General features: G+C 42.0%; 21 protein-coding genes. 7 read left to right on the forward strand and 14 right to left on the reverse strand.

Annotated elements, in window-relative coordinates:
• Positions 1 to 45: 45 nt before the first annotated feature.
• Positions 46 to 312: a hypothetical protein gene (locus Q4486_RS09710; RefSeq protein WP_303519244.1), complete on the reverse strand. Its 267-nt coding sequence runs from the start codon at positions 310 to 312 to the stop codon at positions 46 to 48.
• Between the two features lie 156 nt (positions 313 to 468).
• On the reverse strand, positions 469 to 792 hold the full coding sequence (locus Q4486_RS09715) for a hypothetical protein (RefSeq protein WP_303519246.1): 324 nt from the start codon (positions 790 to 792) through the stop codon (positions 469 to 471).
• 188 nt (positions 793 to 980) lie between these two features.
• On the opposite strand from Q4486_RS09715, the gene Q4486_RS09720 reads away from it, so the two are divergent.
• Positions 981 to 2,252: a DEAD/DEAH box helicase gene (locus tag Q4486_RS09720; RefSeq protein WP_303519248.1), complete on the forward strand. Its 1,272-nt coding sequence runs from the start codon at positions 981 to 983 to the stop codon at positions 2,250 to 2,252.
• Positions 2,253 to 2,382: 130 nt separating this feature from the next.
• Here Q4486_RS09720 and Q4486_RS09725 read toward each other — a convergent pair whose 3' ends face one another.
• On the reverse strand, positions 2,383 to 2,577 hold the full coding sequence (locus tag Q4486_RS09725) for a hypothetical protein (protein WP_303417999.1): 195 nt from the start codon (positions 2,575 to 2,577) through the stop codon (positions 2,383 to 2,385).
• Positions 2,578 to 2,863: 286 nt separating this feature from the next.
• Positions 2,864 to 3,769, reverse strand: a complete 906-nt coding sequence (locus tag Q4486_RS09730) for a hypothetical protein (protein WP_303519249.1) — start codon at positions 3,767 to 3,769, stop codon at positions 2,864 to 2,866.
• Between the two features lie 289 nt (positions 3,770 to 4,058).
• Between Q4486_RS09730 and rarD the strand changes: the two genes are divergently transcribed.
• Together rarD and Q4486_RS09740 are read left to right on the forward strand one after the other, a co-directional pair.
• Entirely contained in the window at positions 4,059 to 4,967 is a 909-nt protein-coding gene (gene rarD, locus Q4486_RS09735; protein WP_303418002.1) for an EamA family transporter RarD, read from the forward strand.
• A 131-nt stretch (positions 4,968 to 5,098) separates the two neighbouring features.
• Complete coding sequence (locus Q4486_RS09740; RefSeq protein WP_303418004.1) at positions 5,099 to 5,899, forward strand: ion transporter; 801 nt, start codon at positions 5,099 to 5,101, stop codon at positions 5,897 to 5,899.
• A gap of 80 nt (positions 5,900 to 5,979) precedes the next feature.
• Here Q4486_RS09740 and Q4486_RS09745 read toward each other — a convergent pair whose 3' ends face one another.
• Together Q4486_RS09745 and Q4486_RS09750 are read right to left on the reverse strand one after the other, a co-directional pair.
• Positions 5,980 to 6,630 (reverse strand): glutathione S-transferase, encoded by a 651-nt coding sequence (locus Q4486_RS09745; protein WP_303519250.1) that lies wholly within the window; start codon positions 6,628 to 6,630, stop codon positions 5,980 to 5,982.
• Between the two features lie 14 nt (positions 6,631 to 6,644).
• A complete protein-coding gene (locus Q4486_RS09750; RefSeq protein ID WP_303418008.1) occupies positions 6,645 to 7,034 on the reverse strand; it encodes a YkgJ family cysteine cluster protein in 390 nt (129 codons plus the stop codon).
• 120 nt (positions 7,035 to 7,154) lie between these two features.
• Here Q4486_RS09750 and Q4486_RS09755 point away from each other — a divergent pair, with 120 nt between their 5' ends.
• Complete coding sequence (locus Q4486_RS09755; protein WP_303519251.1) at positions 7,155 to 7,934, forward strand: hypothetical protein; 780 nt, start codon at positions 7,155 to 7,157, stop codon at positions 7,932 to 7,934.
• 189 nt (positions 7,935 to 8,123) lie between these two features.
• On the forward strand, positions 8,124 to 9,524 hold the full coding sequence (locus Q4486_RS09760) for an FAD-binding oxidoreductase (protein ID WP_303519252.1): 1,401 nt from the start codon (positions 8,124 to 8,126) through the stop codon (positions 9,522 to 9,524).
• 27 nt (positions 9,525 to 9,551) lie between these two features.
• Here the strand turns inward: Q4486_RS09760 and Q4486_RS09765 are convergent, their stop codons facing one another.
• The 3 genes from Q4486_RS09765 to Q4486_RS09775 all read right to left on the reverse strand — a co-directional run bounded on the left by Q4486_RS09765 (position 9,552) and on the right by Q4486_RS09775 (position 12,020).
• Complete coding sequence (locus tag Q4486_RS09765) at positions 9,552 to 9,983, reverse strand: hypothetical protein (RefSeq protein WP_303418014.1); 432 nt, start codon at positions 9,981 to 9,983, stop codon at positions 9,552 to 9,554.
• 11 nt (positions 9,984 to 9,994) lie between these two features.
• Positions 9,995 to 10,291, reverse strand: a complete 297-nt coding sequence (locus Q4486_RS09770; RefSeq protein WP_303418016.1) for a hypothetical protein — start codon at positions 10,289 to 10,291, stop codon at positions 9,995 to 9,997.
• A gap of 208 nt (positions 10,292 to 10,499) precedes the next feature.
• Positions 10,500 to 12,020 (reverse strand): aldehyde dehydrogenase family protein, encoded by a 1,521-nt coding sequence (locus Q4486_RS09775; protein WP_303418017.1) that lies wholly within the window; start codon positions 12,018 to 12,020, stop codon positions 10,500 to 10,502.
• Between the two features lie 376 nt (positions 12,021 to 12,396).
• Here Q4486_RS09775 and Q4486_RS09780 point away from each other — a divergent pair, with 376 nt between their 5' ends.
• Positions 12,397 to 13,200, forward strand: a complete 804-nt coding sequence (locus tag Q4486_RS09780; protein WP_303519253.1) for an FRG domain-containing protein — start codon at positions 12,397 to 12,399, stop codon at positions 13,198 to 13,200.
• Positions 13,201 to 13,339: 139 nt separating this feature from the next.
• The gene (locus Q4486_RS09785) at positions 13,340 to 13,999 is read left to right on the forward strand and encodes a putative 2OG-Fe(II) oxygenase (RefSeq protein WP_303519254.1); all 660 of its coding nucleotides are present in this window, start codon (positions 13,340 to 13,342) and stop codon (positions 13,997 to 13,999) included.
• Positions 14,000 to 14,261: 262 nt separating this feature from the next.
• Here Q4486_RS09785 and Q4486_RS09790 read toward each other — a convergent pair whose 3' ends face one another.
• From Q4486_RS09790 to pedF, 5 genes are all read right to left on the reverse strand, one after another.
• On the reverse strand, positions 14,262 to 16,010 hold the full coding sequence (locus tag Q4486_RS09790; protein WP_303519256.1) for a PQQ-dependent methanol/ethanol family dehydrogenase: 1,749 nt from the start codon (positions 16,008 to 16,010) through the stop codon (positions 14,262 to 14,264).
• A 297-nt stretch (positions 16,011 to 16,307) separates the two neighbouring features.
• Positions 16,308 to 17,231, reverse strand: coding sequence for a quinoprotein relay system zinc metallohydrolase 1 (locus Q4486_RS09795; protein ID WP_303418025.1), 924 nt, complete (start codon positions 17,229 to 17,231; stop codon positions 16,308 to 16,310).
• A gap of 18 nt (positions 17,232 to 17,249) precedes the next feature.
• The gene (locus Q4486_RS09800) at positions 17,250 to 17,999 is read right to left on the reverse strand and encodes a quinoprotein dehydrogenase-associated SoxYZ-like carrier (RefSeq protein ID WP_303418028.1); all 750 of its coding nucleotides are present in this window, start codon (positions 17,997 to 17,999) and stop codon (positions 17,250 to 17,252) included.
• Between the two features lie 54 nt (positions 18,000 to 18,053).
• On the reverse strand, positions 18,054 to 18,974 hold the full coding sequence (locus Q4486_RS09805) for an ABC transporter substrate-binding protein (RefSeq protein ID WP_303519257.1): 921 nt from the start codon (positions 18,972 to 18,974) through the stop codon (positions 18,054 to 18,056).
• On the reverse strand, positions 18,967 to 19,410 hold the full coding sequence (gene pedF, locus Q4486_RS09810) for a cytochrome c-550 PedF (protein ID WP_303519258.1): 444 nt from the start codon (positions 19,408 to 19,410) through the stop codon (positions 18,967 to 18,969). Before pedF ends, Q4486_RS09805 begins: the two co-directional genes overlap by 8 nt.
• Positions 19,411 to 19,585 lie beyond the last annotated feature (175 nt).

The raw sequence follows: 19,585 nt of genomic DNA on the forward strand, positions 1-19,585 counted from the left end.
GGCGTATTGAGCTATAAAATTTTATACTTAATCGGACAACGGAGGCTAACTAGATACATAGCCTTTGATTTGTCCGATTCTTCTCCAAGCAAACTCGTAAAATGGCTGAAAACGTTTAGTTGTTAATATGCGTAGACAGTCCGATTCTGTCCATTCAGACGCGGACAGGTCCATAATCCGTGCATCTTGTTCCCTCCTCTGCTTTGCCTTGCGCTCAGAAGCTGACATTGATTCAGAGAACAGTGGTTTACGACCCCGTCTTGCTTGGCCTGTTCGCACTGAGGAGGATTGATGCGATTTAGGGTTGCTCATGTAAATCATCTACTCCATTGTTTATATTTGTGACTGTCACAAATATAAGGATAGTAGCATGATCTAGTATCAAGTACAGGCGAGACTGAGCCTACAATAAGGCTCGAAAGGTTACAGATAGATCTGATTTATAGAGAATTTAGCGGGTAAAAGTGCTTAACGACTAAAATATTGATCAATAATTATGGGGAGTTGTTCGAAGACGGCAGCTTCAAAATCCTCAATATGTTGATCGAATATCGTAAAGTATCGGGCCGCTTGTGCGCGACTAAGCATTTTCCCACTGATAGCGTAGTCAATTTCAGGAAGTGTTTTGTCGCTTCGCGGGGTTAAGTTCCAATCAATAAAATCTGAATGCAGTGCTTGCAACCTTTTATGGGCCAATATGCAGAACTGATCTATATGAGCAGGGCCTTCGGGACCTAAGCAGCCCGCTTCTATACGAAAATTAACCGTGAGGTGTGTCTGGGTTATTGTCATTTATTTACTCTTATTATCTAAAAAATATCCCACAACCGTTACTACTATAGGTTATTAAACGGTTATTTACCTATTGTGACTTTAGCTATAGTCGATCTGATTCAGTTAGCTATAACTTAATCGTTTAAATTACTTTATAATTTCCGCTTTTAGCGACTCGCGCCTAATGCGCATATTGAGAGATATATATGAAGTTTACCGCCTTAGATCTTGCACCTGCTATCCAGCAAGCATTGGATGATTGTGGTTATGAAGAAATGACCCCGATTCAGAAGCAAGCCATTATTCCTGCGCGTCGCGGAAAGGATCTCTTAGCTAATGCTCAAACGGGTACTGGTAAAACGGCTGCATTTGCACTACCTATTTTGCAAAAATTACATGATCAGCCTAAAGAGCTAAATGCGACGCAAGTCCGGGCCGTGATATTAACCCCAACTCGCGAACTTGCCCAACAGCTTTTTGAAACAATTTCTCGCTATAACAAGTATTTAGATCTACGTATTATTGCGGTTTATGGCGGTACTACGCTCGATACGCAAAAGAAAAAACTGCGTAACGGCACTGACATATTGATCGCTACTCCTGGTCGTTTGCTGGAACATATTACTGCTTGTAATGTATCTCTAGCGCAAACTGAGTTTGTTGTCTTAGATGAAGCCGATCGTATGCTTGATATGGGCTTCGTTAGCGATGTAATGACTATCTTAGAAAAGAGTGCGAAGAAACGTCAGACGATGCTTTTCTCTGCAACCTTATCTAGTGCAGTGCATACTCTATCCCGTAAGATTCTGACCAGTCATGAGACCATTAGCGCAGCCAAAGCCAATATTACTGCCGATACCGTGGATCATGTTGTCTATCCGGTAGAAGAGAAACGTAAAGCAGACCTGTTTGCTGAATTAATTAAAAAGCATAACTGGTTTCAAGTATTGGTTTTTACCAGTACTAAAGGTCAGGCCGATGAGCTAATGAAAGACCTGAAGTTTGACGGTATTGATGCGGTCATTTGCCATGGAGATAAAAGCCAAGGGGCTCGCCGCCGTGCGGTTGCAGATTTTAAGGCCGGTAAAGTACAAGTGCTTGTAGCAACTGAAGTTGCAGCAAGGGGACTAGATATTAAAGGCTTAGAGCATGTGGTCAATTACAACCTTCCCTACTTAGCGGAAGATTATGTTCACCGTATTGGCCGTACAGGTCGTGCGGGCGCTAAAGGTCAGGCGATCTCTTTTGTGAGCCGTGAAGAGGAAAGCGCCTTAGATAATATTGAGCGTTTTATTGGTGCGAGCATCCGTCGTGTTTACGTGCCGGGCTTTGAGGTAGGTAGCCGTGAAGGTTTGCGGAAACGAATTAGTCAAAAAGGCCCTAAAAAGCGTGTTAATAAAGCCACACGTACCAAAATAATTGGTCAAAAATCGGCAAAGAAAAACAATGCGATAGGGAATGTTAAAAAGAAACGTTAATTTAGAACACTTAGCTCACTCTCGGGTCTTGCTGTTACTTATTCATAATGCTGGAATAAAAAAAAGAGCGATGCGGTATAAGCCGATCGCTCTTTTTTATAAACTGGTTTTTGCGTACAGGGTATAGTGTTTAATGCAGTTCTGAACTATCCATTGCCCCACGCTTCATACTACGTTCTACTAAATAATTATCCGAATCCTGTTTTTTGCGCTTGGTCTTTCCTGCCCTCTTCCTTGAATTCAATGCAGTGTTTGGCTTTTTAAAACCGTGATCAAAGTCATCATCGTCAAACGCAATCTCGCCTAATCTTAATTTGCTGCTCATTACCTTATCCTGATTTTTTGTTTTCCAATGCCTGCTGTTGTTTACAGACCATCATATGGAAACGTTTTTTTATGAACAAATCATTAAAGAAAGATTAAAAAGTAAGTTTAATCCTTTGCTAGTATAGAGTAACTCTACGATTAGACGAATATCTTTCATCAAAAGATTTAAATAAAATCAGGGGTTAAATTGAGATCTAGATAAGGTCTTATCTGGTGATGTTTGATTTATGTATAACTAAGCCCTGAGGCTAGTATTTATAGGGCCTCAGGGCTGCTTTTTTATATTATAGTTCGGCCATGATTGAACGTACTTTTTCAAGGTAGACGGTCTCAGGCAGTGCGCCTGTATCATATAAGGCCTGAAGCTGCCGTAAACGCCCTTCTATAATACTTTCTCCACGATCATTGATATGCGTGGACTGATCTCTTTCTTGTTCAAGTTGGATAATACGCGCCTCTAAAGTGCTGGATTGCGCTTGCTGCTGTTCGGTGAGGTATTTTGAATCTACGCTTTGCTTATCTTTTTTAAGCGTGGCGTATTGGTAGGTCTTCTGTAAATCTATTGATAACCAGTCTGTTCTGTTATCAACAAGATCGGCCCCGCTAAAATGGATTAGCTGCCACTCATTTGAGCTTGTTCCCTGGATATCGCCATTACTTAAATTGTTCTTTAGACGACCATAATTTCCTGTTATTCCCGAACGCCGTTGCTCTGCAATCAAGTCCGCATGCATAGCGCCGATGAGTAGGTTTAATTTATTATTTTTAATAAAAATAGATCCACTAATTGAGAGTCGTTTACGGCCAATATAAGCTGAACGAAAATCTGAAACAGAGAAGGTAATGACTTCGTTAGACTTTACCTGTTTAAAAGCTTGGCTAAGCTTGTTACCTAATAGATCAATTTCTCGATCGGTAAATACTCGAACAGCGACCTCCGCATCATCATCCCACATTGAGTCACTTGTATTGTATGAACTGTTCTTGACTTGAACTTGGCTGAGCAACCGCGCTATCTTCTCAACGGAAATCTCTTTGGGGTGGTTATTATTATTTGCTCCGTTTAGTGTATTGATGGCAATATAGTCGGCCTGTTTTTTCCAGATGACCTCAGGTTTTGCTTGTACTGAAATGCTGATGAGCAGCACCAAAGGCAAAATGATAACTTTTTGATATATTTTGTTAATCACGGCGTCTTCCCTTTATTTTTGTCATTGTAGGGAAACACAGAGCAAAATGTATGCCCCTGTTTGTGGTCGTTTTTTAGGCTTTTTTCATTGATTTATTGATGTTTCATAAACCAATCATCCATAAGTGCGACACTCTGTATCATTGAGCATGGACCACATCGTTCCAATAGGTAAAAACAGTGACCTATCAACCCTCCTCTTCTTAAGACAGATAATAGGTACTTAGGAATATATTTGCTCCGTTCAGTATCCCGCTGTACGGGATGCTTTTTATAGGAATATAAATTTGATGGACGCACAGTCTAGATCAGAACAGCTTAAAGGGATTTATTTTGCGAGTGCAGCCTTTGTTATGTGGGGGTTTGTACCTGTTTATTTTAAATTGGTAGATCAAGTTTCTGCGCTTGAAGTATTAGCGCACAGAGTGCTTTGGTCTGTTCTTTTTCTTGCTTTATATATTCTTGTTACTAAACGCTCACGGGAGTTCTTAAGTATATTTAGGCAACCTAAGGTTGTGTCTGCCTTAGCGCTTTCAGCGATTGTTATCTCCCTTAATTGGCTCGTTTTTATCTGGGCTGTCGGACAAGATAGAATTGTAGAGACTACCTTAGGGTATTTTATCAACCCATTGATAAATATACTTTTTGGTATGGCTTTTTTTGGTGAGCGGCTCCGTTCTATTCAATGGGTATCGGTTTGCTTGGCAGCCGGTGCCGTTGCTTATCAAGTGATTTTACTTGGGGAGTTGCCTTGGGTTGCTTTGACTTTGGCAGGTTGTTTCTCGGCATACAGTGTATTGCGTAAGAAGATCCCTGTTGATTCTGTGAGTGGATTACTTATTGAAACTTTGTGGCTACTGCCCATCGCATTAGCTTATATGGGATGGCTATTTAGCCATAATGAATTCCAGATATTAAGCGTAGACAATCATATGGTTTGGTTGCTGTTGGGCACAGGCCTTGTCACGAGTCTTCCCTTGTTGGCTTTTGCATCTGGCGCTCGCCGTTTGAGCCTCACCTTAATTGGGTTACTCCAATATATTGGCCCAAGTATCGCTTTTTTGATTGCTGTTTTTTATTACCATGAACCTATGGATGAACGTCGCTTAGTTACATTTATACTTATCTGGATTGCGCTGGCTCTTTTCAGTGCCGAAGGAATCTTATTTCAGCGTCGTAGAAACCGCCTTAAGGGTTAGATGATTGGTATTAGAAGTGCTCATATTTAATGGCTCTAAAAAGCGGCTTAAAATAGAGTAATTTTACGACTACCTTTTATCTCGAAATCACAGTACAGTGCTGCAAAATTTATCAGTTATGTGAAATTGTGATGAATATTGAAACCTTACAATCCCGTTTTTTTGAAATTAGAAGCAACAAGGCTTTTGAGCTATTCGTTGTGGCCGTCATACTCTTTTCCGCCTTAGTTATTGGCGCAAAAACCTATGATATACCTACACATATACTTTCAATTATTGTCTGGTTAGATCGCGCCATTACGGCTTTCTTTTTTATTGAGCTGACAATACGGTTTATAGGTGAACCCCATAAGAAAACGTTCTTCAAAAACCCATGGAATATTTTTGATACCCTGATTGTTGTGGTCAGTGTTATTCCTATTCAAGACAGCGAAATGGCCTTGATCGGGCGTTTAATTCGTATTTTCCGAGTTTTGCGTATGGTGTCGATTGTCCCTGAATTGCGTTTACTACTTAATTCATTGATCAAAGCGCTACCTCAGTTGGGTTATGTGATTTTGCTCATGTTTATTATTTTTTATATCTATGCAGCGATCGGTTCATCATTTTTTGTCGATATTAATCCCGTGTTATGGGGTGATATCTCTATCGCTATGCTAACGCTCTTTAGGGTAATGACCTTTGAAGATTGGACCGATGTAATGTATGAAACCATGGAGGTCTACCCTTTCAGTTGGCTTTTCTACTTAACATTTATCTTCTTAACCACCTTCGCTTTCTTGAATATGGTGATCGGTATTGTGGTCAATGTGATGGAAAATGAACACGCAGAGGAAGCTAAAGAGAAAGCGATAGCGGATGGCGATCTTACAATAGAGGATCTTTCTCGCCAGATAGCCGAGCTTAAAACCCTGCTGGAGCAGCGAAAGTAAGAGCGTGATTTTATCTAGCCGCTGACGTAAGTGATAAGCCCGAGATTGATTGTCAATTTCGGGCTTTTTTTATGGCTATGTTAAGGGAAAAGGGTTTTAGGATCATCTCGTTGCCAAGCTGGATATTTCTGCATAATGTTGCTGAATAGCTCGGAGTCTTTAAAACGGTTTAGCCAGTTTTGAAGCTGTGTATATTGGGTTGATTCAAACCAAGCCAGATCCACATGGGCACATTGCCTTATAAATGGCAGTAACGCCATATCAGCTAAAGTTATTTGATCGGTTACTAGGAATCCTTTGTTAGCCTCTAATAGGGATTCTAATGTTTTAAACCACGCTTCACATTGGTTCCGATAGTACGTTTCAGACTGTTCTGGATATCGGTCTGCATATTTATAACGATCAAGCCAAGGCTTAAACGATTCATCATTTTGTGTAATCAATGACTCAATCGCTGGGATATAAGGCTCAGAGTACCAGTCATTAGGATCATGTTGAGCCAATGCCCAGCGCATAATATCAATGCTTTCATCGATCACTTCGCCACTAGGTAGCTGTAAAACGGGGACCGTGCCTTTAGGAGAGATCGCTAGCATCTCTTCAGGCTTATTACGGAGCACTATTTCACGTAACTCTAGCTTTATGCCACTGTAGGCTATAGCAAGCCGAGCTCGCATTGCATAGGGGCAGCGACGGAAGGAGTATAAAATGGGCAGTTTAGTCTCGGTCATTATCTTTGCTTAGTCTATTTAGGCTGGTATGCGCAATAGTTAGGCTTTGGACCAACCATTGGATGCTTACGACAGGTATCGGGTCTATTTTCATAGATAATACATAGACGGGTTTTCTGTTCTAAATAGATACAATCGTCATTGGCATAGCGTGAGAGCGTATAGACTTCGGTTTTGTTATTAAAATGACCAACAATACCTTCCTTCATCAACCTTTTAGCTAGACGTTTAGGTTGTTCATGTACGTCAAACTCATCAAGCACACCCATTCGAACAAGATCTGCGAAGCGCACTTCGACAGGTAGGCTGCAACAGGTACCTTTGCAGGAGTCGCACATTTTACTTTTGTACTTCACCCATGTTTGTAAATCATCGACATTAGCGGCGGGAATCGGCTTATTCATGGATATCACTTAGTTGTTCTGCTGGAGTTTAAGGCGCGATCATAGCATTATCCAATAACTGAACAAGTTTTATAACACCAAGATTACACGAGTCACTTTGTAAAGAGTTTACATCTCCCTATGGGCTTAAATAACGATTTCCTTGATATTTACCGCAAGCAATCCCGCTGGCGTCTAATTAATGAACCTATTGCTGCCAGTTCCCATGCCGCTTTAAAAAGGGATAGCGAACTATTAAAAGAGGTTGCGTGCGGCAAGCGAGGTGCAACAGCGCGCCTCTGGGAGGTTCCACAATGTTTAGTGGTAACGAGAAAGGAGACGCGCTTCCCTTCCTTTGAACAGGCTTGTATGGAATTACAGGAGCAAGGATGGCCGGTCATTGTTCGCGATAGCGGTGGTACAACAGTGCCTTTACATCCAGGTATTATTAACTTCTCAATTATCTTCCCTAAAATGGGTAATGATGATTTTGATCTTGATGAGATCTATATGGCTTTATGCGAGCCCATTAAAAGGGCCTTGCAACGTTTAAACCTCTCTGCAGAGTATGGAGAAACGCCAGGTTCCTATTGTGATGGTCGATATAATTTAAATATAGGTGGCTTAAAAATAACTGGTACAGCACAAAAAATAATGGTGTCTCCGACTAATAAAAAAGGGATAAAACAGGGTGTGCTAGCACAAGCGATGCTCATGGTTGAAGCGGATGCCGTTGCTGGAACCTATTGGGTTAATCAGTTCTATACACGGGCAGGCAATAATCGGCAATTTGACCCTTTAGTGGCAACAAGTATTAAGCACTTATTGCCGCAGACTCAAACCGCTGAAGCAGCGGGCTTATTGACGACACAGGTTCGAACACTTATCTCCGAGGAGTTTAATTTACTTCTTTGCAATTAAATCATCACTTTTTTGTCATATAGAACCCATATAATTTACTCATGTTCAAGGATAAGTAACGCCGGACGGGCAACGGACTGCCATCCCACCTAACTTCTCTCTCCTAAGTGTTTATCCTCCCCTACTTTAATCATTTTAAGCTTCCTGATTTAATAGCAGAACATTAACTTAGATATAGAAGCGACACCTATGCGTGCAATTAAGCCTTATTCTCAAGCTGACCTTAAAAAAGTTATTAATGAGCTTGCGACTACTTTCGGTGATCGTATTCACTTATCACAGACCGTACGAGAACAACATGGCGGCGGTGATGACAGCTATGGCAACCTTCCCCCTGATGCGGTGATGTACCCCTTTAGCACAGAAGAGATCGCTCAGATCGTTACACTCTGTAATAGATATAAGATTCCGGTTATCCCTTTTGGCGCAGGTTCCTCCGTTGAAGGACACTTACTTGCGGTTAAAGGTGGGATATCTATAGATCTATCTGAAATGAATCAAATTATAGAAATTAATGCGCCCGATATGGATTGTCGTGTTCAAGCAGGCGTAACTCGAGAGCAGCTTAATAAGGCCTTGCGTTATGACGGGTTGTTTTTCCCTATAGATCCCGGCGCTAACGCGTCAATTGGTGGTATGGCTGCCACTCAGGCTTCAGGCACTAATGCGGTTAAATACGGAACAATGAAAGATGCGGTTATTGGTTTAACCGCCGTTATGGCCTCAGGCGAGGTGATTAAAACCGGTTCACGAGCAAGGAAGAGTTCTGCAGGTTATGACCTTACACAGCTTTTGGTAGGCTCAGAAGGCACCTTGGCAGTAATTACTGAGGTGCAGTTACGCTTACATCCCGTCCCCGAAACAATAAAGGCTGCAGTCTGTAGTTTTGATACTGTGGCATCGGCAGTCGATACAGTGATTAACGCTATGCAGATGGCGATCCCTATGGCCAGAATTGAATTACTTAATAGTCTGCAGATGAAGGCTTGTATCCAATATTCAAAGCTTGAAGGGTTTGAAGCAAAACCGACTCTCTTTATTGAGTTTAATGGCACAGAAAAGAGTGTAGCTGAACAAATTAATTTATTTAAAGATATAAGCGGTGAATTTGGAGGCAGTGAATTTAAATGGGCAGAAACAACGGAGCAGCGCAATCTGCTTTGGAGCGCCCGTCATCACGCTTATCATGCGACTCAGCAGTTACAAGCCAACAGTAAAGTACTTACAACCGATGTTTGTGTGCCTATATCTAAATTGGCAAAAAGCATATTGCAGGCAGAGCAAGATGCTGAGGCAAGCGGACTGCAGTGTACTATTGTTGGCCATGTTGGGGATGGTAACTACCATCTATTGATAGTGATGGACCCAACTAGCCGTGATCAAATTGAGCGGGCTAAACAGTTATCATCTCAGGTAGTTAATACCGCACTTAACTTAGGTGGAACTTGTACAGGAGAACATGGAATTGGCTTAGGTAAAAAGGAGTTTCTAAAGCTGGAACATGCAACATCAATAGATGTCATGAAAACGATAAAAATGGCCTTAGATCCCAAAAATATTATGAACCCAGGTAAAGTCTTCGATCTATAGGCTCATGCATACCTTTATCATCTTTATCTATGCTGGTGGAGGTTCTAACCACACTCGCCATGTTGTTGAACCGTTAACCTGTAAATAATAGCGTCCGGGCTGCTCTAAAACATAACTATCCTCCCCGCCTCCGCCAATATGAAGATTCTCAACAACATCGCCCTCTTCGTTATAGATCGCCATAACAAAGATAGAACCGTCACTTTGAAAGCGAATCTGGGTGGGGCCAGTAAGGGTGAATAGCTCAGTTTTGAGAGTATGTTTACCGGAAAACTGGGGCTCATTGCTAACCATTAAATCTTCAATCACTAAGCTATCATAACAACTAAGCCGCTGATCCTTATCCTCAATAGTTTTACATTGATTAAAGGCTTTAGTGATCGGGTTTGCATAAAGCTGCGCACTTAAAGAGCCCGTTAAAGCGAGTACAATTATTGGAGCTGGCCACTTGCGTTCCACAGTTAATCTCCTCACTCAGCGCTTTGTAATAATTTAAGGTTATTAAACTGCTTAGCTTCTGTTTTGATCTTACAGCTTCGCTCATCTTCAACGTTGCTACAGGTAACTTGCAGACCATCAGGGTAGTGGCTTAAATTTTTACAGGAGATAAAAAACTCAATACTCCCGTCAGATCGTTCAGTGCGAAGAAGGTCATTCTTTATGCAATCAGATTTCATCGCGACAAGGCGAATTACTTGATAGTCCTGTACCGCAGCGTGGCCTTCAATAGCAAAAAGTGTAATCAGGATAGATAACAATTTACGCACAGTCATGACTCCCTTTAATAATATGAGACGAGCTTAACATTAAAGGTCAATTTTCTTGATTTTCGGGAAAAAGAAAAGCACCAAAGTAGGAGTTATTTGAATAAACCCTCAGACATAAAAAAGCGGCCCTTATAGGGCCGCAATAATGCAAGAAGCTAAATGAATAGCTATGGACGATAGGTAAACTATCGTCCGAAAAGCTTCCTACTTAGAAGAAGCCTAGAGGATTAGCGCTATAGCTTACCAACATGTTTTTAGTCTGCTGGTAATGATCAAGCATCATCTTATGGTTTTCACGACCTACACCTGACTTCTTGTAACCACCGAATGCTGCATGAGCTGGGTACAAGTGGTAGCAGTTCATCCAAACACGACCCGCTTGGATACCACGACCCATACGGTATGCAAGGTTAGTATCACGAGTCCATACACCAGCACCAAGACCGAATTCAGTATCGTTAGCAATTGCTAGCGCTTCTGCTTCGTCTTTGAAAGTAGTGATGGCAACAACTGGGCCAAAGATCTCTTCTTGGAAGACACGCATATCGTTTGTGCCTTTGATCAATGTTGGCTGGATGTAGTAACCAGAACCAAATTCACCTTCCAGCTTCTCGATACCGCCACCCATTAGGATTTCAGCACCCTCTTCACGACCGATATCCATGTAACCTAGGATCTTGTCGAACTGTTCTTGAGACGCCTGTGCACCAACCATAGTTTCAGTATCAAGTGGGTTACCACGTTTGATCTGGCCAGCACGCTCAATAACTTTAGCGATGAATTCATCAGCGATATCTTCTTGAACAAGAATACGTGATGGACAAGTACATACTTCACCTTGGTTGAAGTAAGCAAGTACCGCACCTTCAATCGCTTTGCTAACAAACTCATCTTCTTGAGCTAGCACGTCTTTGAAGAATACGTTTGGAGACTTACCACCTAACTCAGTCGTAGAAGGAATGATGTTTTCAGCAGCACATTTCATGATATGCGAACCTACTGGTGTAGAACCAGTGAAGGCGATTTTAGCAATACGTGTGCTAGATGCTAACGCTTGGCCTGCTTCAGCACCAAAACCGTTAACGATGTTTAGTGTGCCTGCTGGTAGAAGGTCACCAATACATTCCATCAAGATAAGGATAGAAACAGGTGTCTGTTCAGCTGGCTTAAGAACAATTGTGTTACCTGCTGCAAGCGCTGGAGCAATTTTCCAAGCAGCCATTAGCAATGGGAAGTTCCAAGGAATGATCTGACCAACAACACCTAGAGGCTCATGGAAGTGATAAGCAACAGTCGTTTCGTCGATTTCACCGATTGAACCTTCTTGTGCGCGGATACAACCAGCAAAATAACGAAAATGATCCGCCATTAGAGGTACATCGGCAGCAAGTGTTTCACGTACTGCTTTACCGTTATCCCATGTTTCAGCAACAGCTAGACGTTCTAGGTGCTCTTCAATACGATCAGCAATTTTAAGTAGAACACCTGAGCGTTCTGCTGTAGAAGCTTTGCCCCAAGCACCTTTAGCTGCTTCTGCTGCATCAATAGCAGCATTGATATCTTCTTCCGTTGAGCGTGGGATTTCGCAGATAGCTTCGCCTGTTACTGGCGTGTGATTCGTAAAATATTGTCCGTTAATGGGTGCAACCCACTGGCCATTGATGAAGTTTCCATAACGTTCTTTGAAAGAAACTACAGCGCCGTCTGTACCTGGCTTAGCGTAAATCATCTTCTAAATGCCTCTTGTTTTTATCTACTGTCAGGAGTGTTGGACAGTATGGTTATTTTTACATACCCATATTAGCGACCCATCAAGAAGCACAGGTATCATTCCTTGGCATCAAAAAAATACTTATTTGGTAGTAGTTATCGAGGCCCCCGCTCCACATACGCAAAGCGGCTCATCACCTTTCTGACACAAAATATAACCATAACTATATGATAAATAATAGTTTATTAATTTGCTTTATATTTTTTATTCACTATAAATAAGAATATGATGATTTATTAAGATTTAGTGCTCATTACTGCACTTTGTGTACATTAACTGTTTTCAGGGATATAAACGCCTAATTGGCACCCCTTTTTTGGGCTGGAGCAATAAAGTGACAAAGCTATATGAAGTAGCAAGCTGGCAAGAGTTTTTGGCTTTAGTGGAATCGGAAGAACTTCGTGGATGGGCGTTTCGCGGTCAATGTGATGCCTCTTGGGATTTAGAAAGTTCGCTGACTCGACGACTTAAACAATTCGTCCCTAAAGATCGCTGGGCAGAGCAAGAAGGAAGAGCAATACGTGTATTTAAACGCAAAGCCCATTACTTTTTAAATGATACATCGGCTTTAGATGATGATTTCCGTTGTTTGGCGCTAATGCAGCATCATGGCGCACCGACTAGGTTATTAGATTTCACTAAATCTCCTTATGTTGCTAGTTACTTCGCTCTCCACTCCAGCACAACAACGGCTGCAGTCTATGCAGTAAACACTCCCGCACTTTGGCATGAAGCAACCCCACCGGGCTTTCCTGAGCAAACAAGAGATGCCATAGACCCTCGTAACCATGACCTGCTGCACAAGTATTACCTATCCAACCAATACCCTGTGGTGTGGCCTGGAGAGCCTTGGTCTATGGACCGTCGTATTGTTGCGCAAGCAGGGACTTTTATTATCCCTGGGAAGATTGATGTATCTGTCGCTGAGTTATTAACTAATTACGATTATAACGATATTATTCTTGCCAAAATCATCATACCTAATGAGATAAGGTCTGAAGCGATGGAAGCACTCTATCGAATGAATATTAGCCATGCAACGCTCTTCCCTGATTTGGATGGTTTAGCCCGCTCAATCTCTTATGAGCTAGAGGCTAGCTGGGTTGGCTCTTCAGCAAGCTCCAATTCAAATCAGTAAACACCTATGCTTTTTATGCGGTAGTCTCTCTATGCCTTCTTGATCTAAGTAATAACTTATTCCGAGGCGCCGCATATCAATAGATATATACATATACACTCTTTACAATAGAGCGACTTATACTCATTAGGTAGTCACAATGTATTCCCAAGCCCCTGATATAGAGTCCATTAACGCATGGACATCCCCACTCTTCGTCACTACAAATCCGGATCATGAATTTATCAAAGACGATTTGTTGGCTTATATTTATGAGTATCAAAAAAACCAATCCCATGCGATTGATAGCCATGTAGCAATAACCGCTAAACATCAGCTATTTGAAAGCAAATTGAATTTTCTTGAGGCGGATTCTCCGGCAATCATTGAAGCCCGTCGAATGCTTGAGGAACTGCTTTCAGCGGTAGTGACCGAAGTAAACAGCGGTTGCTGGCCAGAAGGCACGGAAGGTGATGCAACTATTATTGAATCATGGTTTCACGTTACAAGAAATGGCGGATACCATGATATTCATTCCCACCCTAATTGCTCTTGGTGCGGAATCTATTATCTGGACTCTGGCGAGTGTGAATTAAACTCTCGTAATGGCGTTAATCGCTTTTATGACCCGCGAATTAATGCTGACCATTATGCCGATGCCGGTACGGCTTACTTAGGTGAACAGGGCTTTTGGGATTTTGAGCCAGTTGAGGGGCAAATAGTTATCTTTCCCTCCTACCTAAAACACTCTGCACTGCCCTACTTCGGGCAAAAAGACAGAGTAGTTATCGCGTTTAACAGCATTATAGGTTTGGTTTAACCAGAAAAATACTTTAAGCAAAGCCATCCAATCACCGACAGTCATACCCTGTCGGTTTTTTATGTTATTTCTCTTTAAATCGCAGCTTCTATTTAGGATATCAGACCTATTAATCACAAGTACAAGTCGCAATATTCACGCCTGCTATCGCCTAAATTAGCCGTACTTTAAACAAAAAAAAGCCAACTTAAATAAGTTGGCTTTTTATGCTGGGACAGGCTAAGCACTGGTTACAGTGCTTAGTCGTAATTCCGAAGAATTACTAAGGTAGTTTGAATGTCCAAACTGTGCCACCTTGGTTAAGGTGTTTAACACGTTTAGCCACTTCACCACCCCATAGAGGTACTGCACCACCCCAACCAGAAACGACAGATAGGTACTGTGAACCATCCTGTTCCCAAGTGATTGGAGAGCCTACGATGCCTGAACCCGTGTTAAATTTGTATTTAACTTCACCGTTCTTAGCGTCTAGACCAAGCAAGTAACCTTCAGGTGTACCGAAGAATACTAAGTTACCTTTAGTAGATAGCACACCACCCCATAGAGGAGAGTAGTTTTTGTAGCGCCATACTTCTTTACCAGTTTTTGGATCCATCGCACGCATAACACCAATGTAATCGTCGTTCATTGGTTTAATCGTGAACCCAGCACCTAGGTAAGCAGCACCTTTCTTATAAGCTGTTGGCTCATTCCAGATATCCATCGCCCATTCGTTTGATGGTACATAGAACAGACCTGTATCTTGGCTGTAAGAGATAGGCATCCAGTTTTTACCACCCAAGAAACCTGGGACAGCGTGTACAGAGCTACCTTTCTTGCCATCTTTAGATTCAGCAGGGTTACCTGGACGGAATGCTTCATCATAAATTGGACGACCCGTCTTAGGATCTAGACCTTTAGCCCAAGTGATTTCGTCTACAAATGGGAAACCACGGATAAAATCACCGTTTTCACGATTCAAGACATACATGAAACCGTTACGGTCAGCTGTTGCTGCCGCTTTAACTGTTTTGCCACCCTCTTTATAATCAAAAGAAACTAGCTCGTTTACACCATCGTAATCCCAGCCATCGTGTGGAGTAGTCTGGAAATGCCATACAATTTTACCTGTATCAGGATCAATCGCTAGACGAGAAGATGAGAACAAGTTATCACCAGGACGTAGGTGAGAGTTCCAAGGAGCAGGGTTACCTGTACCGAAGAATAGTAGATCAACGTCTGCATCATAAGTACCGCCTAACCATGTAGCAGCACCACCGCTTTTCCAAAGGTCACCAGGCCATGTTTTGCCTGCTTCACCACCGGAAATACCGTTTTCCACTTTCTTGCCATCTTTCCAGATGTAGCCCATGTGGCCTTCAACTGTAGGACGAGTCCAAGCAAGTTTACCTGTTTTAGCATCGTAAGCTTCTACTTTACCAACGATACCAAATTCACCACCAGATACACCTGTGATTACTTTGCCTCTTACAACAATTGGCGCTGCAGTAATGGAGTAACCCGCTTTGTAATCTTCAACTGTTTTCTTCCAAACGACTTTACCGGTCTTGTTGTTTAGGGCAACAAGTTTAGCATCGAGCGTACCGAAGATAACAAGGTCATCATATAGTGCAACACCACGGTTGATAACGTCACAGCAAGGCATAATGCCGTCAGGTAGACGTGCATTGTATTCCCATAGCTCTTCACCTGTTTTAGTGTCAACAGCGAATACGCGAGAGTAAGATGCAGTAACGTACATTACGCCATCTTTAACCATCGGCTGAGATTCTTGACCGCGCTGTTTTTCACCACCGAAAGAAAACGCCCAAACGGGACGCATATCTTTAACTGTTTCTGTATTGATTTTGTCCATTGGACTATAGCGTTGACCACGAAGGCCCATGCCGTAAGTCAATACATCACCTGTTGTCATCTGGTCGTTAAGGATATCTTTATCAGTAACACCAGCTTGAGCCGTGCCAGCAATAGCCATTGCTGCAACTAAGGCTGACAGAGTGAATTTCTTCATTGTACGCTCCTCTACGGATATTTATTATTAGCGTTCAGAGAGAGTCGGGAAAAATTCCCAATCCATGCACACATTGTTTTTCTTTACCGCTTTTTCAACAATTAAACAGCGGAAGTAGTTTTGTCATCACTTAGTAGTAATACCAGAAATACAAGAAATACAAATACAACCAATCTGTTTTATTTATTTCTTTTAATACAATAAGTTAGCAGCCTTTCAGCTGCTGTATAGGGTAAGGATCTGATGAAGCTACTTTTGGGAGGATTTTATAGATAGACGGGAAAGGCGCCGGGGTAATTAAAAATACAAGTCTTCGTATTTGGGATATAGGTGGGCAACCGTCTTAATGAACTCAAGTTTAGTCAATTTAATTGAGTCAAATTCCGCACTTATTGGCAGCTTAATCACTTCAGTCATGCTCAAACCTGCCTTAGCAGACTCAGTTAATGTTTTATCAAGCCATTTCAAGTATGACGTCATCTGCTCCAGCGGACGGTCATCCATAGTGACAGGGCCATGCCCAGGGACTAGATATTTATACTTATAATTTTTAAGCTGATTGATTTCATCAATCCAAACACCTAACCCAGGTGTATGCGGCGTTGTTAAGGCGCGCTGATAAAAAACAATGTCAGAAGCAAAAAGCACCCCTGTTTTTTCATCGTATATAACCAAATCCGAACCCGTATGCCCCGTAAAAGCACTAAACTTAAAACGATGGCTACCTAAGTCCAAATGATCGATGTCTAATGTTTTTGTTGGCAGAAAGACTTCTGTAGATCGCATCCAATCCCCGACTAAGCTATACATATTTTCTGCAAAGTCATTACCGTCGCTCTTGATCTGTTGCTGTGTTTTAGGAAGCGAAAGTATCTCAAGATCTTTAAACGCTTGATTCCCTAAAAAGTGATCAGGGTGATGATGGGTATTAAATACATACTTAATTGGCTTATCCGTCACCGATTCGATGACCTTGCGCATCTCTTTGCCGTATTTTAACGAAGGGCCGGTATCTATAACGACAACACCTTCTTCGGTCACCACAAACCCTGTATTGACAATATTTCCTCCATTTTTATTGGAGAAGTCTTCAAGCTTACCTTGCAAGACCCACGTATTATCAGTTATTTTTTGTGGTTTTAAATCATAGCTAAAAGGTGCCGCTAACACAGGCCCAGCTATAAATAATAAACTTGCTACAAGTGTTTTTTTGCTGATCATTAGCAATACTCCTGAACTTTAAAGTTCTTGCTCAAATTCGTTGCCGCCATTGTCTCTTAACCAGACACTGTGCTTTTTAGTGGCATCACGAACATCAAAGGAGATAACCGGATTTTCACTCACTGGAGGTGATAGCTCCATATGTGCTAATTGCTCACCTTCGGCATCACGAACAGCAATTTTTTCAATGTAAAATTCAGGTATTGCGTCAACTAACCCTGTATCCATTGGGTGAATAACTTTGAATTTATAGCGTCCACCCTCCTCTCTCGGAAAGAGTCGGCTTTTCATTTCACCTAGATGACTTTCCCAGTAAGGATCTGCATTAGCCATACTTGGCGTTGAACAACCGCCACCTGCAGCTTCTAGATAGCTGCCGCCTACATGCCAAACACCATCTTTAGTCAATACGGCAGCTCTTACAGCGGTGCTTTGCTGCACTTTAATTCGTAAAGAAACTCTAGGAACTATTTCAGGATGAGGGTAGTAGGTAAGAATATGTTGAATGGGGTTTAGATCTGCCCAAGAAACAATACGTTCAATATCACCACTTAACGCACTCGCGTCAATCGTCATAGGAACTTGTGTAGGGTCTTCAGCAAAGCTTGGTAGTTCGACTTTTATACGATCATCAAATACGTATTTATCATTACCAATAAATTTTTCTCGAAGATAGTCCCATAAAGGGGACTCTAAGGGGTCCGTAACAGCATAGGCTGGAAATGATATGACAGCACTTAACACTAAGGCTGATAGTTTACGCTTCATATTTAGACCCCTTATTATTTTTTTATTAGTTCAAGTCGTCACTCAAGGTCCCTATTATTTAGCAACCTCTTGATACAGAGCTGGCTTTTCATAGGTTAAACCATAGGATTGGTAGATTTTAGCCATATCACCGTTGCGGACCATTTTGTCAACAACCTCTTCGATGGCATAACCTAACTGGCGATAGCTAGTTTTAACCGCCATACCAATATCCCATTTCTGCTTACCCATAGAAGGATAGCTGTTTGTAGCAAATTTAAAGTTAGGATCACCGGCTTTATTAACTAACCAGTCAACCTCTGCCCTCATTGCCATCACGGCATCAACTTCACCTTTTTGCATCCCTTTAAAGGCTTCACGTGCATTTGTGTAGTGATGCGTTTTATCACGCATACGGCCACCAAAAGCAGACGTTAGATAAAAGTCTGGCAGACTATCGATTTCAACACCTATAGGGTGGTATTGAAAAACAGCCACTGTTGAGACGTTTTCGATTTTCCTACTATCGTAAGTCACCTTCCAGCTTTCGCGCTGGTACGGACCAAACATGACCACCATGTCGTTAATAACAGCACCAGTGGAATCTTGCATGTAGGCAAATTCACGATCATAAGGAACACGCATCATTACATCAGCTACGTTTTTAAGTGCTAGCGCCCCTTGCTCCTCATTTTTGTCTAGATAATGCCCTTTCCAAACATTATTTCGCAGATCGTCTTCAAGGTTTTCATCGGGGGTAATCCAATGGGTCTTGAAATCAACACCTAAGCCTTCAGCTATACGCTTACCAACTTCAACATCAACACCTACAGCCTCTCCATCTTCTATATAAGAATAAGGAGGGAAGTCCCGATAAAAACCAACCGTCAAATAACCGCTATCTATTACATCGTCATAATAACGAGCTTGCGCCAGACTGCTAAGCAGGCTGGCGCAAGTGAAAACAGTAGCGCAAAATAGGCTATGTTTATTCATCAGTAGCACGAGTCTCTAGGTATGCACGGATTGCCCATAAGGCTTCTTGGCTAAGTGAGTCTGCCATTTTAGGCATGTAAACACGGCCATCACGTACAGCACCATTGATTACGCGATATTTATACCATTCATCGCCTTCAAGACCTGGTTCTAAATAACGTAGATCCGGTGCAATACCACCAGAAATAGCATCAAGACCATGACAACGTGCACAGTTTTGAGTGTAAGCAGATGTACCGATCTCTACTGCAAGCTTATGGTTTTCATAGTCAGGCGTATAGGGATTGGACTCTAACCACTCTTCCCCTAGCATTTTAAGACCTGTTACATCAACAGCCTGTGGTGTTACATCACCGTGCGCCATTACTTGGCCAGATAGAACTGCCGTAAGCATTCCCGCTGTCGTTAACCCTAATATTTTTTTATTGATAGACATCTTTATTCACCACTTAGTTTTTATACGGTCCGCCTTGCCTGGTATAACACTGTGTCGATAAAGACCAGGCTCTACTCTTTGCAATCTTCCTAATCGCAGCCGGCGAGAATTCTTAGTTATTGGCAGAAGTCACCCACTTCAGCCGTTCTCCCTATATGATATTGCTAGTGCAAAA

It is taken from the genome of Neptuniibacter sp. 2_MG-2023, from assembly GCF_030547495.1.
GTDB lineage: Bacteria > Pseudomonadota > Gammaproteobacteria > Pseudomonadales > Balneatricaceae > Neptuniibacter.

Coding starts and splice junctions, on each gene's coding strand:
- Q4486_RS09710 (WP_303519244.1), bottom strand. CDS start 312: ATGAGCAACCCTAAATCGCATCAATCCTCCTCAGTGCGAACAGGCCAA.
- Q4486_RS09715 (WP_303519246.1), bottom strand. CDS start 792: ATGACAATAACCCAGACACACCTCACGGTTAATTTTCGTATAGAAGCG.
- Q4486_RS09720 (WP_303519248.1), top strand. CDS start 981: ATGAAGTTTACCGCCTTAGATCTTGCACCTGCTATCCAGCAAGCATTG.
- Q4486_RS09725 (WP_303417999.1), bottom strand. CDS start 2,577: ATGAGCAGCAAATTAAGATTAGGCGAGATTGCGTTTGACGATGATGAC.
- rarD (WP_303418002.1), top strand. CDS start 4,059: ATGGACGCACAGTCTAGATCAGAACAGCTTAAAGGGATTTATTTTGCG.
- Q4486_RS09740 (WP_303418004.1), top strand. CDS start 5,099: ATGAATATTGAAACCTTACAATCCCGTTTTTTTGAAATTAGAAGCAAC.
- Q4486_RS09745 (WP_303519250.1), bottom strand. CDS start 6,630: ATGACCGAGACTAAACTGCCCATTTTATACTCCTTCCGTCGCTGCCCC.
- Q4486_RS09750 (WP_303418008.1), bottom strand. CDS start 7,034: ATGAATAAGCCGATTCCCGCCGCTAATGTCGATGATTTACAAACATGG.
- Q4486_RS09755 (WP_303519251.1), top strand. CDS start 7,155: ATGGGCTTAAATAACGATTTCCTTGATATTTACCGCAAGCAATCCCGC.
- Q4486_RS09760 (WP_303519252.1), top strand. CDS start 8,124: ATGCGTGCAATTAAGCCTTATTCTCAAGCTGACCTTAAAAAAGTTATT.
- Q4486_RS09775 (WP_303418017.1), bottom strand. CDS start 12,020: ATGATTTACGCTAAGCCAGGTACAGACGGCGCTGTAGTTTCTTTCAAA.
- Q4486_RS09785 (WP_303519254.1), top strand. CDS start 13,340: ATGTATTCCCAAGCCCCTGATATAGAGTCCATTAACGCATGGACATCC.
- Q4486_RS09790 (WP_303519256.1), bottom strand. CDS start 16,010: ATGAAGAAATTCACTCTGTCAGCCTTAGTTGCAGCAATGGCTATTGCT.
- Q4486_RS09795 (WP_303418025.1), bottom strand. CDS start 17,231: ATGATCAGCAAAAAAACACTTGTAGCAAGTTTATTATTTATAGCTGGG.
- Q4486_RS09800 (WP_303418028.1), bottom strand. CDS start 17,999: ATGAAGCGTAAACTATCAGCCTTAGTGTTAAGTGCTGTCATATCATTT.
- Q4486_RS09805 (WP_303519257.1), bottom strand. CDS start 18,974: ATGAATAAACATAGCCTATTTTGCGCTACTGTTTTCACTTGCGCCAGC.
- pedF (WP_303519258.1), bottom strand. CDS start 19,410: ATGTCTATCAATAAAAAAATATTAGGGTTAACGACAGCGGGAATGCTT.